This is a genomic window from Desulfatibacillum alkenivorans DSM 16219 (assembly GCF_900142135.1).
In the GTDB taxonomy this organism is placed as follows: domain Bacteria; phylum Desulfobacterota; class Desulfobacteria; order Desulfobacterales; family Desulfatibacillaceae; genus Desulfatibacillum; species Desulfatibacillum alkenivorans.
In genome coordinates this window covers 59639-74077 of sequence record NZ_FQZU01000010.1, presented here as the reverse complement: position 1 = coordinate 74077, position 14439 = coordinate 59639, and the positions used below count along the sequence as shown (strand labels likewise).

Here is a 14439-nt window from a genome sequence, read left to right as displayed (position 1 = left end):
TACTTCATCCTGGAATCAAGTATAGCACATCCCCCTCCTCCTGCAAATCTCGATCTGCCGCCCAATCCCGGCGAATTCTTGCCCAATCAACGGATAGTTGGTACAAACCATCTATTCTCAGAATGGAAAAGCCTGTATTCCGCCATGTTGAAAATTGGCAAACTGCGCATGGTCTGATATGAGAATAGTGAAAAGAGGCGAACATCAACTTTTCATGACGGGGCGAAAGCCCGCAACCTAAATGCTTTAAGGGAATCCGTATTATGCCGGCTATGGACATGATAGACCGATCCTTGTTTTATTCCGATGAATCCGAGAAAACAAAACTGAATTGGCTGTGTTATGAGCTTGCCATGGCTTTTTACGACGACTTGGTCAAACCCCTGAAAAAGTCGCGCCACAAGGTTCATAAGCTGAGAACAGCAGTCTTCAGCGTTTATGCGGCCCTGGAACTTAAGGACGCAATTTGCAGATACGCGGACGGAGACGCCAAGTCCCTGGAAATTCATGAAGCCATCCTGGATAACCATCTCCCGCCTCTTGGTCCGAAAACAAAAAGAAAAGTTCTCAAAATTATGAAAATGGCATGGAACGAACACTTCGCCCTGTGCCGGCAATGCCCCACCAACTGCCTGCAAGACAGGGACGCACGCTGCTATCTATTCGAAGGATTGGAGTGACGGCATTTTTTTGCGCTTTAGCAAGGAGGCAAAACGATTTTGGAAAAGCTCTGGACCTATAATGATTATGTGGATCGCCTTCAACACCCTAACCTCCTGGTGCGCGAATGGGCTTTTGACGCTCTGGACAAGCAATATTATCGAACATACACCAAAGAAGTCTCCGGCTTGCTAAAGGAAACGGAAGGATTTCTTGCCAGCAAGGCCGCCGACTACCTGGCCAGGCACAAAGCCGAGGATGCAATTCCGGACCTTATCCGGGCTTTCAATGAGGGCCGAAAAAAAGGAAAAGCCGCGGAGGTCTTGGGAAAACTGGGATACGGACAATTTACGGAAGAAGTCATTAAGGCCGTTCCCCATTCTCAGAACCTAATGGAATTTCTGGGATACCTCCATTTCCTGGGAACTGTTCGAAACGAAGATTCGCATCAAATTTTATCCAGCCTGTTTAGCGAAAGCATGCACAAAGAGGCCAACTCCGATATTGCCGGAGCATTGCTCAAACACCACCGCCCCAATGAGGTCCGCAGGGTGCTAAACCGCCTGTTGGAGGCGTTCAATGAGTCTCAGCCGGATATTCTTCCCTTTAAAGATCTGCTGGAGTCCGTGGAGGGAGATTATTTTTACGAGTGGTTCGTCAGCGACCGGGAAAAATTCATTCTCACCTCGCCTGTGGACCTTGTCACCTCCATTGCCTCTGACTCACGGTGCATGGAGGGTGTGGTCGAAGAGTTGGAAGAGGTGTGGCCGCTGCTCCGTGCAGAAAGGGACCAGGACGCCGTCTCCCTGCTTTTATTCAAAGCCCAGGCCATGTTCAGAGCTAGGTATCCTGAAAAGTCCTGCAAGGAGCACCATCAGGATCTTTTTGAAAAAGACAAAATGGCCTTGGCATTCCTGGACTTTTTCGCCACAAAGGAAATTTGCTGGGAAACGGCTTCCATGGCGGGAGATGACGGCATGGAACAAGTCGTTTCCGCTGCATTGGCATGCTATATGTCTGTCCGGTACAGGGGATTCCTGATGGAAGCCCTTGAGCCGGACGCGGAGCTTTCCACTTTATTGGCCGCCCTCCAGGCGGCGGAAAATCATTTTCCGGAATCCATCCTCGAGCGAATCAGAAAAGCGGCTCCGGTCCAGGGATTAATCGACGGCCTGTCCGAAGATTTGGGATCCTGGGGGGATATTCTAACAACAAAACTCATGGGGCAAATCGGGGATAAAAGATTCGTCCCCCATTTAATTCGAATTATAAAAACCGTTGACAGCCTCGCCTGGATATACAGCAACGCCTCCAACGCCATGGAAAGGATGGAGGAGGCAGCCCATGAAATCATCCTGGAACATGTAAAGAACGGAACGGCCGGAGACACCTTCTCCATGATAGGTTTTCTCAGATACCTGCCCTACGCCGAAGCCTTTGACGCAGCCATCCAGGTTTGGGAAAACGCCCGGAGAGGCGACAGGGATCATGAGTTCTTCGCCCTGACCCTGGAGGGAATCGGAGACCGCCGGGGAATAGACATCCTGAAAGAATTTATAAAAGAAGGACACATGATAGGGGTGGAAGAGTCCCTGGAAACCCTGGCCACGCTCCATGGCGCGGACATCTCCGAGGAGATGGTCCTGATTGAGGAAGACCAGATAGCCCGGGAGGAAAGGCGCAAAGCAATTTTTGGCGACATAAAGTCCGTCCCGACAATTGAAGCAACCCGTGAGGCTCAAGCCAGGATGAAAAAAGAGGAAGAAAAACATATCCGGCGGGAGAGTACTGAAACCGTAAAACGGGGTGCGCTAAAAATCGGACGCAACGCCAAATGCCCTTGCGGCAGCGGCAAAAAATATAAAAAATGCTGCATGAACAAGTAGGACGCCCGCAAGTGAAACAGATTACCGAATTCTGATTACCCGAAATCCGTTGTTATATCGTTCAAATCCGATGGTGGCGTAGCTGCGGTTGCCGCAGCGGATGCCGTTGGCGGCGTTGTCCCAGGATCCGCCGCGGACGATCTTGCCAAGCTCAGAGGAAGACGGGCCGGTGGGGTTGGTTTCGTCCTTTTCGGGATACTTTCCCTTCCAGTCGCGGCACCATTCCCAGGTGTTGCCCAGCATATCGTACAGGCCGAAGGCGTTGGGCTGAAAGGTCGCCGCGGGCGCGGACACGGCGTAGCCGTCGTCGCATTTGTTGGGGGTCCAGGTTTTCCATTCCTCCCGGGCGGTTTTATCGGACATATTGGCGAAGTTGCAGGCGTTGATAGGGCTGTTTCCCCAGTATCGGGACGTGGTCGTCCCGGCCCGGCAGGCGTATTCCCACTGGCCTTCGGTGGGCAGGGTGTAGGAGTGCCTGAATCCGCTTTGCTCGGTCAGCCAGTTGCAAAAGGCCATGGCGTCCCGCCAGCTTACGTAAACCACGGGCTGCTGGTCTGCGTTCAGGGAGTGGCCTTTAAAGGCCATGCTGTCGTGGGTGATTTTGTAATGCCGGAACTGGAGGTTGGTCACTTCGGTCCTGCCCATCCAGAACCCGTCCACGCAGACTTTCCGCTGCGGACCTTCGTCGTGATACCGGCCCCGCTCCGTGGTGGGGGTTCCCTGGGTGTAGCATCCACCGGGAATCCACACGAACTCCATGCCGGTGGCCGGTTCGATCCAGGTTTGGCCGGTTTGCCCCGGATTGGGAGGCAAAAAGGACGACGAGTCGCTTCCTGCGATGGGCTCCCATTCCACGTCGATTCCCACTTCCGAAGCCGGGGCGGCCATAGGCAGGAGGGAAAATAAAACCAGGAGGCAAATAACCAAATAATTTTTCATGGTTTTATTTTTCCTCCCCGGACATTTCCACCTTACGGTCGAAAAACAAAATGCGCATGAGGTCGCGGGCCGACTGGAGCTTTTTAATTTCCGGATATTCCCTGATGGCGTCCCTCAACTGGTCTGCGGCCTCGGATTTATCGCCGTTTTCATAAGTCTGGCGAATGCCGGCGGTGACCTTTTCCAGATGATCCCGGGAGATGTTGAACGGGACCCGGCCCTTGTTCAGGGCGGCGATGTCCAAAGCCTCCTTGGGCCTGTTCAGGGCGAACAGGATTTCCACATGCAGGGCTACGGCGTTGGGATCGGAGGCGTTGTGCTCCTCGGATTTTTTTCGCCACTCTTCGGCTTCTTCCGGGCGGCCCAATTCCAAAGCGAGCCAGCCCAGGTTGACGAGCAATTTGGAGTCGGCGTGACGCTTCGCCAGTTCCGCCCATACTTTGTAAGACTCCCCGGGCTTGTTCGTCAGGTACAGGGCCAGGCCCAGATTATAATATATGGCGTAGTCCCCAGGGCATAGCTGATGGGCTTTTTCAAGCAATTCCAGGCTGTTTTGGGGTTGCATTTCAAAATAGGCGTGCGCCCGGGCGGCCATGATGCGGGCCTCTTCGCAATTTGCAAGGCCTGTGGATGGAGAAAATAGTATGGCTGCCGCAACAAGCGGCATTAAAAACATTCTCATGTTCTCTGGATTTCCGCAAAATCGAGAGGTCCCGAAAGGGGCCGCAAATTAATCAATACTCCAAATAATCAATACGTTCGAACCAAACGAAATCCTATATCGTAGTAGGGATCTCCGGGCGCGCTGTCGTTTCGGACTCCGCACCGGACATTGAAAGCGTTAAAATTAAAGGCCCCTCCGCGAATGACGTGATACGGCTCTTCCCCGCGAAAAACCGGGTCGTTGGGTTCGTGCTTGGCGTACGCTTTTACGTCATATTGATCCCGGCACCATTCCCACACGTTGCCGGACATGTCGTAGACTCCCAGGCCGTTGGGCTTTTTCGAGGCCACGGGATGGGTCGTTCCCTGGCTGTTTTCCAAAAACCAGGCCGCCTCCAAAGGGTCTGCGGTTCCTGCAAACTGCTCGGCTTGGCCTCCGCTGCGGCAGACGTATTCCCATTGGGCTTCCGAGGGTATGTCAAACCAATATTTCATGTCATTGGCGACGGTAAGCCTGCGGACGAACTCCTTGGCGTTGGTCCAGGAGACGTTTTCTACGGGATAATCGTCCCCCAGGTCAAAATGGGAGGGATTGAAGCCCATGATTTTTTTCCATTGCCCCTGGGTGACTTCGGTTTTGGATATCCAAAAACCCTGAAGCTGGACCTCATGGGCGGGCTCCTCGTCCAGGTCGCAATCTCCGGCCCAGTCTCCGCAGCCCATAAAAAAAGGGCCGCCCGGAACCCAAATGAATTCCATGCCCGTGGCGGGATCGGTAAAGTCCTCCCCGGTCCCGGTTTGCATGTCATCCACTCTGGGCTTGGGGCCCATGCCGTATGCAGGAAGCCAAAGCAACAGAACGGAGAGCAGGCAGGCGGCGAATTTTGTCAAATAGCCCGGCTTCATCTGGCATGGACCTAAAGGTTGGGAAAAAACAGGTTCAGCATGTCTTCCGTGATTCTGTCGCAGGTTGCCCGCACGTCCTTGACCACGTAGGAGGCCACATTGGAATTGTGCAGGCTGACCATGCCGTGCAGCATGCTCCAGAAAGCCAATAGTTTGTCGGACACTGTTTCCTGCTCCATATCCGGCCCCCCGGCCTCTTTAATGAGCTTTTCGGCCAACGACGCAATGTCCATGGAGATTTTTAACTCCACTTCCGAAAGGTCCTGGAACGGGGTGCCCACGTAATCGTCGTACTTGGGCGTAGGCTGGGTGAACATGATGTCGTAGTGGCTGGCGTTTTCCATGCCGAACTTCAAATAAGTCTGAATGAACGCCCGGCCCTTTTCCTTAAGGTCGTCATGGGAGGCCGCCGCATCCACCAATTGCTGGTACATGGTTTGAAAACCCTGGATGACCAAGGTGATGTATATTTCGTCCTTGCCGACGAAATAATTGTAGATGTTGGGGGCAGTCATCCCTATGCCGGAGGCGATAGCCCGCATGGTCAGCGACGAGAATCCGCTTTCTGTAATGATATCAAGAGCCTCATCCAGAATCTGTCTTTTGACCAGATCGATTTCCTCTTGCGTTCTCGGTTTCTTCATAGTCTTGTCCTGGAAAGGGTGAACCGTGTTTACTCTCCCGCTTGCTTTCCAATTCAGACGCAAATTCCCTCAAAAACACCGGGAGCAGACTTGTTTATTTTAGCTATAATTATACTGACTTCCAAGCAAAGTCAAGACTGTAAACGAAAGTTTGGCCCATGACCTGAAATATGCCATGGTATCTCTTGTATCCAAGGCGTCCTTTATAGTATATTTATGGGGATACCAATTCAATGAATCCTGTTTGCAAATGCTATGCATGGCAAACCACCTGAAACGGGAGGAAGTCTGCACCGGGCCTCCCTACGGAGCTGATAATGAACGATTTTAACGGCGACAGGAGAAAGTTTCCCCGTTTTTCCAAAACAATTTCAGTGGATATTAACGGGAGGATCTTTCCGGTTTCCGAAAAACTGGAGCATGAAGCCGAAGGCAAAGACATCAGCGTGAGCGGCCTCAGCTTCTCCTCTCCCTCCCCGTATGATGTCGGCGCCAAGTTAAGCATGGCTTTTCGCATTACCAATTCCGAAGCAGACGACAATCAGACCGGGGTCACCATATCCAGGGCTTCCAATCCCATTTCATGCAAGGTGGAGGTCGTCCGCAACGACAAAGACGACGAAACCGGAGACTACCGGGTAGGAGTCAAATTCATAGACATTGCCGGAGACGACTACCGGGTGCTGATCCGCCACTTGGCCAAGGACTAAACTATCAGCAGATTTTTTTTTATTTGTCCCGCACAAACAGCGCGCTTCCAGGGTCCTGATACATCAGGCGCCAGCCCTTGTTTTGCGCCAACAGGATATGGGCCGCGCTTTGGGCGGTTGTTATGATCGTATCCGTAGGATATTTTTCCAGATAGGCGAAAAAGTCCTTGGCTCTCACCCGAGGATTTTCAAAGCACAAGAAATGTTCGTTAACAATTCCCTCCGGGAACACGGTTTCGTAGCGCCCGTCCACACCAACCCGAAAATTTGGATGCAGCCGCCAAATCAGGTACTCCCCCCAATGAAAATCGGTCAGTACATTGCCTTGCATGCCGCAGGCAAGCAAATAGTCTGCGGCGCCCGAGGGATAATAAGGCGCATTCGCCGGAGCTTGCTCATAAGAGGGGGCGTTCAATGCCAAGGGAGAGCCTGAAAATAAATACAAACTCTGATATCCGGCCAGCAGCATATTCCCCGCCAGGCAAAAGGCGGCCAGGGCCGCCGCCGCCCATCCCCATATTTTTTTGGGCTTTCTAATGGACAAATATCCGGGCGCAAGGGCGATAAACCCCAGGACGAAAAAAATCCCGTGGCGATGATGCAAAAAGGCGAGCCCCGCCAATACCGGCAAAAGCACGGCTCCGGGATTGCGATCCTTGAACATTTTGGGAAGCATAACAGCGGCGCATAAAAACAAAATCAGCGTAAAGACGCTCGCCGGCAGATAAAAACCGTGAACCAAAGTTTTGGGGAGCGGCCACCATTCCACGATAAAGGGTCGGTCCATAAAAAGGGACTTGGCCAGATATGCCCAATAGTCAACTCCGTAAGGATTAGCCAAAGTCGCCAAAACCGATCCGGCCAACGCCGCTGTGCAGGCGGCCGCCTCTCTTTTTATGCCGCCGGCCCAAAACCAGCACGCATAGATGGCCAATACTCCCAGCCCGGCCGGAAAGCCGCCGTGGAGATTGCACCAGAACAGGAATAAAACCGGCGCCGCCCATAGCATTTTCACCGCGCCGTGCAGGCGCGCCCTCTCCAGCGCGTATAAAGTCAGTGCAAAGAAAAAATAAGTGAACGCCTGAGCCCTAACCGGACTCCAACCCTGGGCCAGCACCCAAACGCCCGTCATAGCAGCGGCTGCGACGGCTTTGCCGTCCGCCTTGCTCAACCTGGCGGTTTTCCAGGCCAAACCCAGGAAGCCCAGGGCCAGGGCGTACTTCAAGGACTGAATCGCCCAGGCGCCTAATCCCGTATATAGCTTGTAAAAAAATACTCCGGTCAGCCATTCGTGGTAAACCCACGGGCTTTTGACCGGATAATAGGAAAAAACGTCTTCATAGGGAAAGCCATGGGACTCAAAAAACAGGCGGCCGAAGGCCAGGTAACCGAAAAGGTCCGGGTCCGCCGTGTTTTGCGTGATCGCCCCCAAAAACGCCAGCCAGGGGATGGCTGAAAGGCAAAAAGCAGCGATGTTTTGAAATCCCGATTTTTTGTTCAAGGCCTCTCCATGGAAATGCTATACTAAGGAAGGAATTTTTCGTTATTATGGCGCTGTACAGACTAAGGTCAAGGCTTTTTCGGTTCAACCCATAGCATGGGTCTTGAAAATGCCTCGCAAAATATCTATACCGTGTTTGAACGGAGGCTTTTCAATGAAAATAGCATTGGCTCAAATTAATCCCATTGTCGGCGACTTTAAAGGCGCCAGGAGTAAAATTCAGGATTTCGCTCAAAAGGCGAAAGACCTCTCCTGCGACCTTGTTATATTTCCCGAACTGTCCGTGTGCGGCTATCCCCCCAGGGATCTGCTGGAAAGAAAAAGTTTTATCCGGGCGTGCCAAAACACGGTCCAAAGCCTGGTGGCCGAGATTAAAGGCATCGGCGTCATACTTGGGTTTGTTGACCGGGTGGGCGGCGCTCCGGGCAAGCCCATCGCCAACGCCGCCATGCTTTTTGAGGACGGCAATATTCTGGAGGTGGTCCACAAAAGGCTGCTGCCCACTTATGACGTGTTTGACGAGTCCCGGTATTTCGCTCCCGGCGCCAAGGCCGAACCTTTTATGTACAAAGGCATGAATATCGGCCTGACCATTTGCGAAGACGCATGGAACGACAAGGATCTTTTTCCCGAGCAGCTTTACGACTGGGACCCGGTTCAAACCCTGGCTGACAAAAAAGCGGCCTTGATCATCAATATCGCGGCATCCCCTTTCCATGCCGGAAAACGGGCCGTTCGCGGCAATATCATGAGCCACCTCGCCAAAAAGCACCGCCTTTCCTGCGTGTACGTCAATCAGGTGGGCGGAAACGATCATCTGATATTCGACGGCGCCAGCACCGTGCATACGCCGGGCGGCGATTTGGCGGCCCTGGCCGGAGAGTTTGAAGAAGACCTGGTGACCTTTGACACGGAAACCGGCAAGGGAGACATTCACCCGGTTTGCGAAAGCGAAGCCGAATCCCTGGCCAAGGCTTTGGTCACCGGGGTGGGCGACTATGTACGCAAATGCGGTTTTTCCAAGGTGGTGGTGGGCCTGTCCGGCGGCATAGACTCCGCCCTGACCCTGGCCGTAGCAGCCGAGGCTCTGGGGCCGGAAAACGCCTACAGCATTTTCATGCCTTCGGAATACACCTCCCAACAGAATTTTACGGACGCCAGAGAACTGGCCGACAACCTGGGCTGCCCTTACGAGATCATTCCTATCACGCCTGTTTTCGAGACCTTCCTGAGCAGCCTCAGCTTTTGCAACAAGGAGGATTTTGGCGTTACCGAACAAAATATCCAGGCCCGAACCCGAGGCTCCATCCTCATGGCCTTTTCCAATAAAACCGGCGCCATGGTCCTTTCCACGGGCAATAAGTCCGAAGTGGCCGTAGGCTACTGCACCTTGTACGGAGACATGAACGGCGGCTTGTCCGTCATCTCCGACCTGCCCAAGGAGCTGGTTTACGAGGTCTCCCGTTATTTTAACAAGGACCGGGAAATCATCCCGGAAAGCATCCTCTCCAAAGCGCCGTCCGCCGAGCTTAGGCCGGACCAGACGGACCAGGACGACTTGCCTCCCTACGAGATCCTGGACCCGATTCTGCACGCCTACATAGAGGATTTGAAAGATCCTGAAGAAATCATCGCCATGGGCTATGATGAAAAGATTGTGCGGGATATCGTCCGGCGGGTGGTGCGCAACGAATACAAACGCAGGCAGGCGGCGCCCGGGCTTAAGCTGACCTCCAAGGCCTTCGGCGAGGGCAGAAGATATCCCGTGGCCCAACGGTTCAAGGATCAGGACGGAGAGTAAAACCGTCCCTGCCGGGAGTTCTCCCGGGCCATGGACTCATGAATCAGGGTGATGGTTTCGCCCTTTCTCAACGACCATTCCGGGGCGACGAGTTCGTCCCGGTGCGGGTCGCCGGTAAGCCGCTGGATGACCATATCAGGCGGCAGAAGCTCCAGAAACCGGTGCACGGTTTCCACGTAGTCTTCCTGCTCCATGCATTGATACCGGCCTTGCTCGTAAATCCTGTGCAAAGCCGTCCCCCTTACCACGTACATCAGGTGAATCTTCACCCCGTCAACGGGCAATGCGGCGATGTACCGGGCCGTCTCCAGCATGTCCTCCCGGTTTTCTCCGGGCAGGCCCAGGATCACGTGGGCGCAGGTCAGGATGTTTCGTCCGGCGGTGGCCACGACGGTTTTTTCAAAGCAGGCCGCATCGTGCCCCCGGTTGATGAGGTCGAGGGTCTTGTCGTGGCGGGATTGCAGCCCGTACTCGGCCCAAATCATGGCTTCCGCGGCCAGGTCCTCCAAAAGCGCCAGGATTTTTTCGTCCACGCAGTCAGGCCGGGTTCCGATGCACAACCCAACCACGCCGGGAACCGCCAGGGCCTCGCGATACAACGCCTGCAGCCTCTCCACCGGGGCGTAGGTGTTGGTATGGGCCTGGAAATAGGCCAGAAACTTCTTGGCCTTATAGCGCCTTCCCAAAGTTTCCTTGCCGCGTTCAAGCTGTTGGGTTATGGATAGGCCTTGAAGAGCGGCGCCGGTGCCCGATCCTCTTTCATTGCAGTATATGCATCCTCCCCGGCCCAGGGTTCCGTCCCGATTGGGGCACGAAAGCCCGGCGTCCAGGGTGATTTTCTGCACCCTGCATCCAAAATGGGACCGGAGGAAGCCGGCAAGATCCTTATAAGGTTTTTCGTTCATGGCCGTCTGCATGGTATAATTAAAATTTTGTAACGCCATTAGGCTTATACACGGTCAAGCAATATGTGTAAACGGTATGACATCATAGTAATCGGGGCGGGCCACGCAGGATGCGAGGCCGCCCTGGCAGCCGCCCGCATGGGATGCAAGACGCTGCTGACGACCATCCACCTGGATTCGGTGGCGGGCATGCCATGCAGCCCGTCCATAGGCGGCGCCGGCAAGGGCCAACTGGTCAAGGAAGTGGACGCTTTAGGCGGATCCATGGCCCGGGTGACCGACCAAACCGCCATCAGCTACCGCACCCTGAACACCCGGAAAGGCCCGGCGGTGCAAAGCACGCGCACCCAAAACGACAAGCACATGTATCATCAGATGATGAAGCAGTGCGTGGAAGACCAGCCCAACCTGGACCTCAAGCAGGCGAAAATCGACCGATTGGTTTTGGACGGAAACCGGGTCGCGGGCGTGGTGGATCATTTTGGATACGAATACCAGGCCGAGGCCGTCATCCTGGCCACCGGCACCTTCCTGTCCGGCGTCATCCATATAGGCCACAAGTCCATGAAAGCCGGCCGGGCCGGAGAATTCGCCTCGTACAGCCTGGCCTCCCATCTTTTGGAATTGGGATTCGCCATGGGCCGCATGAAGACCGGCACTCCCGCCCGAGTGGCCAAGGACAGCATCGACTTTTCCTGCTTTGAAGAGCAGGCGGGCGAGGCCCCCCCCCGGCCCTTTTCCTTGTTTTCGAAAGCCAGCCCCTTAACGCCCATGTCCAGCTTTATGGGCCGCACCAACGAACGCACCCACCGGATCATCCGGGATAACCTGAGCTGCTCGGCTTTGTACGGAGGAATCGTCAAAGGGGTTTCGGCCAGGTATTGCCCCTCCTTTGAGGACAAAATCGTCAAATTTCCCGAGCGGGAAAGCCACCAGATCATCCTGGAGCACGAGGGCGTACACACCCGGGAGATATACGTTTCCGGCCTGGGCAACAGCATGCCTTTGGAGGTGCAGATCAAACTGTACCGCTCTATACCGGGCATGGAGCAGGTGGAGATCATGCGGCCCGCCTATGCCATTGAATACGATTTTCTCCATCCCACGGGCTTGAAGCCCACCCTGGAAACAAAACTGGTGAAGGGCCTTTACGCCGCCGGACAGCTCAACGGAACATCAGGTTACGAGGAGGCCGCCGCCCAGGGCATGTGGGCGGGAATCAACGCCGCCTGTAAAATCCAGGGCAGGCCGCCCTTTCTGCCGGACCGGTCCGAGGCGTACATGGCCGTCATGGTGGACGACCTTGTCACCCGGGGGACCTCCGAACCGTACCGCATGTTCACCTCCCGGGCCGAATACCGGCTTATGCTGAGGGAGGATAATACGGACCTGCGCCTGATGGAATACGGCCACGACCTGGGTCTGATCGACGATGACGCGCATAAGGATTTGCAGGAAAGAAAAAAACAGATCCAGGCGGAGTTGGACCGGGTCAGGAATACGATCATCAAGCCGTTGCCCGAAGTGAATCAATACCTGGAGTCGAAGGAAACCGCGCCCCTGAAGGAAGCGGCGCCTCTGGACAGGTTGATGAAACGGGTGCAGTTGGGCTACGACGCCGTGGAGAATCTGGCGCCCTCCCCGGAGCCGGTCAACCCCAGGGTCTCCCGCCAGGTGGAAATAGCGATCAAGTACGAAGGATACATCGCCAAGCAATTGCGCGAGATAGAAAAGTTCCGGGAGATGGAAAAAGTGCGCATTCCCGAAGGCTTTGACTTCCAGGCGGTCCACGGCCTGTCCAATGAACTGAAAGCCAAGCTGGGCGCGCTCAAGCCCGTGTCTCTCGGGCAGGCCTCCCGCATGGAGGGCATCACCCCGGCGGCGCTGTCCGCTATCATGATCCACCTGCATCAGTCGAAAAACACAGAAAAGGAAGAAGCGCAAAATTAACTAAAAGGCGACAAACCATGGCCAAGGAAAAAGAACCGCAAGACCCGCTGGAACTGCTGGAAAAAGTCACCCAGGAGCGGGACGCTCTTTTGACCGTGTTCCTGGAGATTGAAGACGGCTACGTGGAATGCGACCTCGCCGGATACACCCAGTATTTCAACCCCGCCCTTTGCCGGATCGTTGGCTATCCCCCCCGTGAAATGAAGGGTATGGGATACAAGAGCTACCTGGACAAGGAAAATGCGCAACAGGTCTTTCGCGTCTTTAACGAGGTCTACCTCACCGGCCAGCCCAAAAAAGCCTTTAATTATGAAATCACCCGCAAAGACGGCTCCAAAAGCGTTGTGGAAATTTCCATCACCCTCCGTCGAAACAAGGAGGGCGAGCCCGACGGCTACCGCTGCATCATGCGCGACGTGACGGACCGCCGCAAGGCTGAAATGGAGCTGGCCAGGCATAAAACCCGGCTGGAGGCCATTTTCCGCAGCGTCAAGGACGCCATCGTCACCGTGGATCAGGACCTCAAGGTCATCGACGCCAATAAAGCCGCGGAAAATATTTGCGGCATAGCAACCAATGATATAAAGGACAACCCCTTCGCCATGTGCCCTACGGAATGCTGCCAGGCCTGCCGGGACGTTCTGGCCGAAACCCTCAAACGGAAAACCGCCATCCGGGAATTCCAGGTGGAATGCAACCATAAGCAACGGCCCCAGCAGAAGGTCAGCCTGTCCAGCGCCCCCCTGGAAAGCCAGGACGGCGAATTCCTTGGCGCCGTGCTGGTCATCCGGGACATCACCCGCCTGGTGGACCTGGAGCGGGAGTTGCAGGAGCGCAACCAGTTCCACAACATCATCGGGGCCAGCCATAAAATGCAGGCCGTGTACCAGCTTTTGGAAAACCTGGCCGACTTTGAAACCACCGTGCTCATCACCGGGGAAAGCGGCACTGGCAAGGAACTGGTGGCCAAGGCCCTCCACCATACGGGCAGCCGGGCCTTCAAGCCCTTCGTCTCGGTCAACTGCTCGGCCCTGGCGGAAAACCTGTTGGAAAGCGAGCTTTTCGGCCACGTGAAAGGCGCTTTCACGGGCGCCATAAGGGATTACCAGGGGCGATTCCAGGCGGCCCATACCGGCACCCTGCTCCTGGACGAAATCGGCGACATCTCCCCCCGCATCCAGTTGAAGCTCCTGCGCGTGCTCCAGGAACGGGAATTCGAACGGGTGGGCGACGTCCAGCCCATCAAGGTGGACGTCCGGGTCATCGCCTGCACCAACCAGGACCTGAAGGAAAAAGTCCGCCTGGGGGAATTCCGGGAGGATTTGTACTACCGCCTGAACGTCATGGAAATTAAACTTCCCCCCTTGCGAGAGCGCAGGGAGGACATCCCCCTGTTGGCGGACCATTTCACGGCCCGGTTTGAAAAAAAATTCAAGGTCTCCATCCCCGGCGTGTCCGACAAGGTCATGAACGCCTTCATGAATTACCACTGGCCAGGCAACGTCAGGGAGCTGGAGCACAGCATCGAGCGGGCGACCGTGCTTTGCCGGGATAAAATGATCTCCCTGGAGCACATCCCCGGCGAAATCGCCGAGGCTTACTCCCTGGCCGGCCCCCGCCTTAAAAAGCAGCCCGCGGCCGACGAGCCCAATGAAATCCTCGACGCCCTCAAACGAACCGGCTGGAACAAGGCCAAGGCGGCCCGGCTGTTGGGCGTGAGCCGGAAGACCATTTACCGGAAGATGGAGAGGTACGGGATCGCGTCTCCGGCGGAAGAAGTGTGACATGTCACACTTTTGCCCCGCCACACTTATGTAACATGTCCCGCTTTTCGCCCCGTTTTTTCCGGCCGGGCATCTTTCTTCACAACTGTG

12 protein-coding genes are annotated in these 14439 nt (G+C 55.1%); 6 read left to right on the top strand and 6 right to left on the bottom strand.

All coding sequences use genetic code 11. The features are described 5' to 3' along the window. The first annotated feature begins 263 nt into the window (after positions 1–263). Positions 264–680, top strand: a complete 417-nt coding sequence (locus BUE18_RS10500) for a hypothetical protein (RefSeq protein WP_073475498.1) — start codon at positions 264–266, stop codon at positions 678–680. A 39-nt stretch (positions 681–719) separates the two neighbouring features. Continuing rightward, positions 720–2546 carry an SEC-C metal-binding domain-containing protein gene (locus tag BUE18_RS28445; RefSeq protein WP_073475496.1) on the top strand — a complete coding sequence of 609 codons (1827 nt, stop codon included), beginning with the start codon at positions 720–722 and terminating at the stop codon, positions 2544–2546. 21 nt (positions 2547–2567) lie between these two features. Here BUE18_RS28445 and BUE18_RS10490 read toward each other — a convergent pair whose 3' ends face one another. From BUE18_RS10490 to BUE18_RS10475, 4 genes are all read right to left on the bottom strand, one after another. Further along, complete coding sequence (locus tag BUE18_RS10490; RefSeq protein WP_073475495.1) at positions 2568–3485, bottom strand: formylglycine-generating enzyme family protein; 918 nt, start codon at positions 3483–3485, stop codon at positions 2568–2570. Between the two features lie 4 nt (positions 3486–3489). Beyond that, complete coding sequence (locus tag BUE18_RS10485; protein WP_170868325.1) at positions 3490–4152, bottom strand: tetratricopeptide repeat protein; 663 nt, start codon at positions 4150–4152, stop codon at positions 3490–3492. A gap of 83 nt (positions 4153–4235) precedes the next feature. After that, a complete protein-coding gene (locus BUE18_RS10480; RefSeq protein WP_170868324.1) occupies positions 4236–5039 on the bottom strand; it encodes a formylglycine-generating enzyme family protein in 804 nt (267 codons plus the stop codon). A 26-nt stretch (positions 5040–5065) separates the two neighbouring features. Continuing rightward, a complete protein-coding gene (locus tag BUE18_RS10475) occupies positions 5066–5698 on the bottom strand; it encodes a TetR/AcrR family transcriptional regulator (protein ID WP_073475491.1) in 633 nt (210 codons plus the stop codon). A gap of 317 nt (positions 5699–6015) precedes the next feature. On the opposite strand from BUE18_RS10475, the gene BUE18_RS10470 reads away from it, so the two are divergent. Further along, positions 6016–6408, top strand: coding sequence for a PilZ domain-containing protein (locus BUE18_RS10470; protein WP_073475489.1), 393 nt, complete (start codon positions 6016–6018; stop codon positions 6406–6408). A gap of 19 nt (positions 6409–6427) precedes the next feature. Here BUE18_RS10470 and BUE18_RS10465 read toward each other — a convergent pair whose 3' ends face one another. Then, on the bottom strand, positions 6428–7909 hold the full coding sequence (locus BUE18_RS10465; RefSeq protein ID WP_073475488.1) for a hypothetical protein: 1482 nt from the start codon (positions 7907–7909) through the stop codon (positions 6428–6430). Positions 7910–8063: 154 nt separating this feature from the next. Here BUE18_RS10465 and BUE18_RS10460 point away from each other — a divergent pair, with 154 nt between their 5' ends. Further along, a complete protein-coding gene (locus BUE18_RS10460) occupies positions 8064–9710 on the top strand; it encodes an NAD+ synthase (RefSeq protein WP_073475486.1) in 1647 nt (548 codons plus the stop codon). On the opposite strand, the gene mnmL is transcribed toward BUE18_RS10460, so the two are convergent. Beyond that, the gene (gene mnmL / locus BUE18_RS10455; RefSeq protein ID WP_244549307.1) at positions 9695–10615 is read right to left on the bottom strand and encodes a tRNA modification radical SAM protein MnmL/YtqA; all 921 of its coding nucleotides are present in this window, start codon (positions 10613–10615) and stop codon (positions 9695–9697) included. The two genes, BUE18_RS10460 and mnmL, sit on opposite strands and share 16 nt — an antisense overlap. A 63-nt stretch (positions 10616–10678) precedes the next feature. On the opposite strand from mnmL, the gene mnmG reads away from it, so the two are divergent. Further along, entirely contained in the window at positions 10679–12565 is a 1887-nt protein-coding gene (gene mnmG, locus BUE18_RS10450; protein ID WP_073475482.1) for a tRNA uridine-5-carboxymethylaminomethyl(34) synthesis enzyme MnmG, read from the top strand. A 17-nt stretch (positions 12566–12582) separates the two neighbouring features. Beyond that, positions 12583–14349: a sigma 54-interacting transcriptional regulator gene (locus BUE18_RS10445; protein WP_073475481.1), complete on the top strand. Its 1767-nt coding sequence runs from the start codon at positions 12583–12585 to the stop codon at positions 14347–14349. Positions 14350–14439: the final 90 nt, after the last annotated feature.

Coding starts and splice junctions, on each gene's coding strand:
- BUE18_RS10445 (WP_073475481.1), top strand. CDS start 12,583: ATGGCCAAGGAAAAAGAACCGCAAGACCCGCTGGAACTGCTGGAAAAA.
- BUE18_RS10485 (WP_170868325.1), bottom strand. CDS start 4,152: ATGCCGCTTGTTGCGGCAGCCATACTATTTTCTCCATCCACAGGCCTT.
- BUE18_RS10475 (WP_073475491.1), bottom strand. CDS start 5,698: ATGAAGAAACCGAGAACGCAAGAGGAAATCGATCTGGTCAAAAGACAG.
- BUE18_RS10490 (WP_073475495.1), bottom strand. CDS start 3,485: ATGAAAAATTATTTGGTTATTTGCCTCCTGGTTTTATTTTCCCTCCTG.
- BUE18_RS10470 (WP_073475489.1), top strand. CDS start 6,016: ATGAACGATTTTAACGGCGACAGGAGAAAGTTTCCCCGTTTTTCCAAA.
- mnmG (WP_073475482.1), top strand. CDS start 10,679: ATGTGTAAACGGTATGACATCATAGTAATCGGGGCGGGCCACGCAGGA.
- BUE18_RS10460 (WP_073475486.1), top strand. CDS start 8,064: ATGAAAATAGCATTGGCTCAAATTAATCCCATTGTCGGCGACTTTAAA.
- mnmL (WP_244549307.1), bottom strand. CDS start 10,615: ATGAACGAAAAACCTTATAAGGATCTTGCCGGCTTCCTCCGGTCCCAT.
- BUE18_RS10500 (WP_073475498.1), top strand. CDS start 264: ATGCCGGCTATGGACATGATAGACCGATCCTTGTTTTATTCCGATGAA.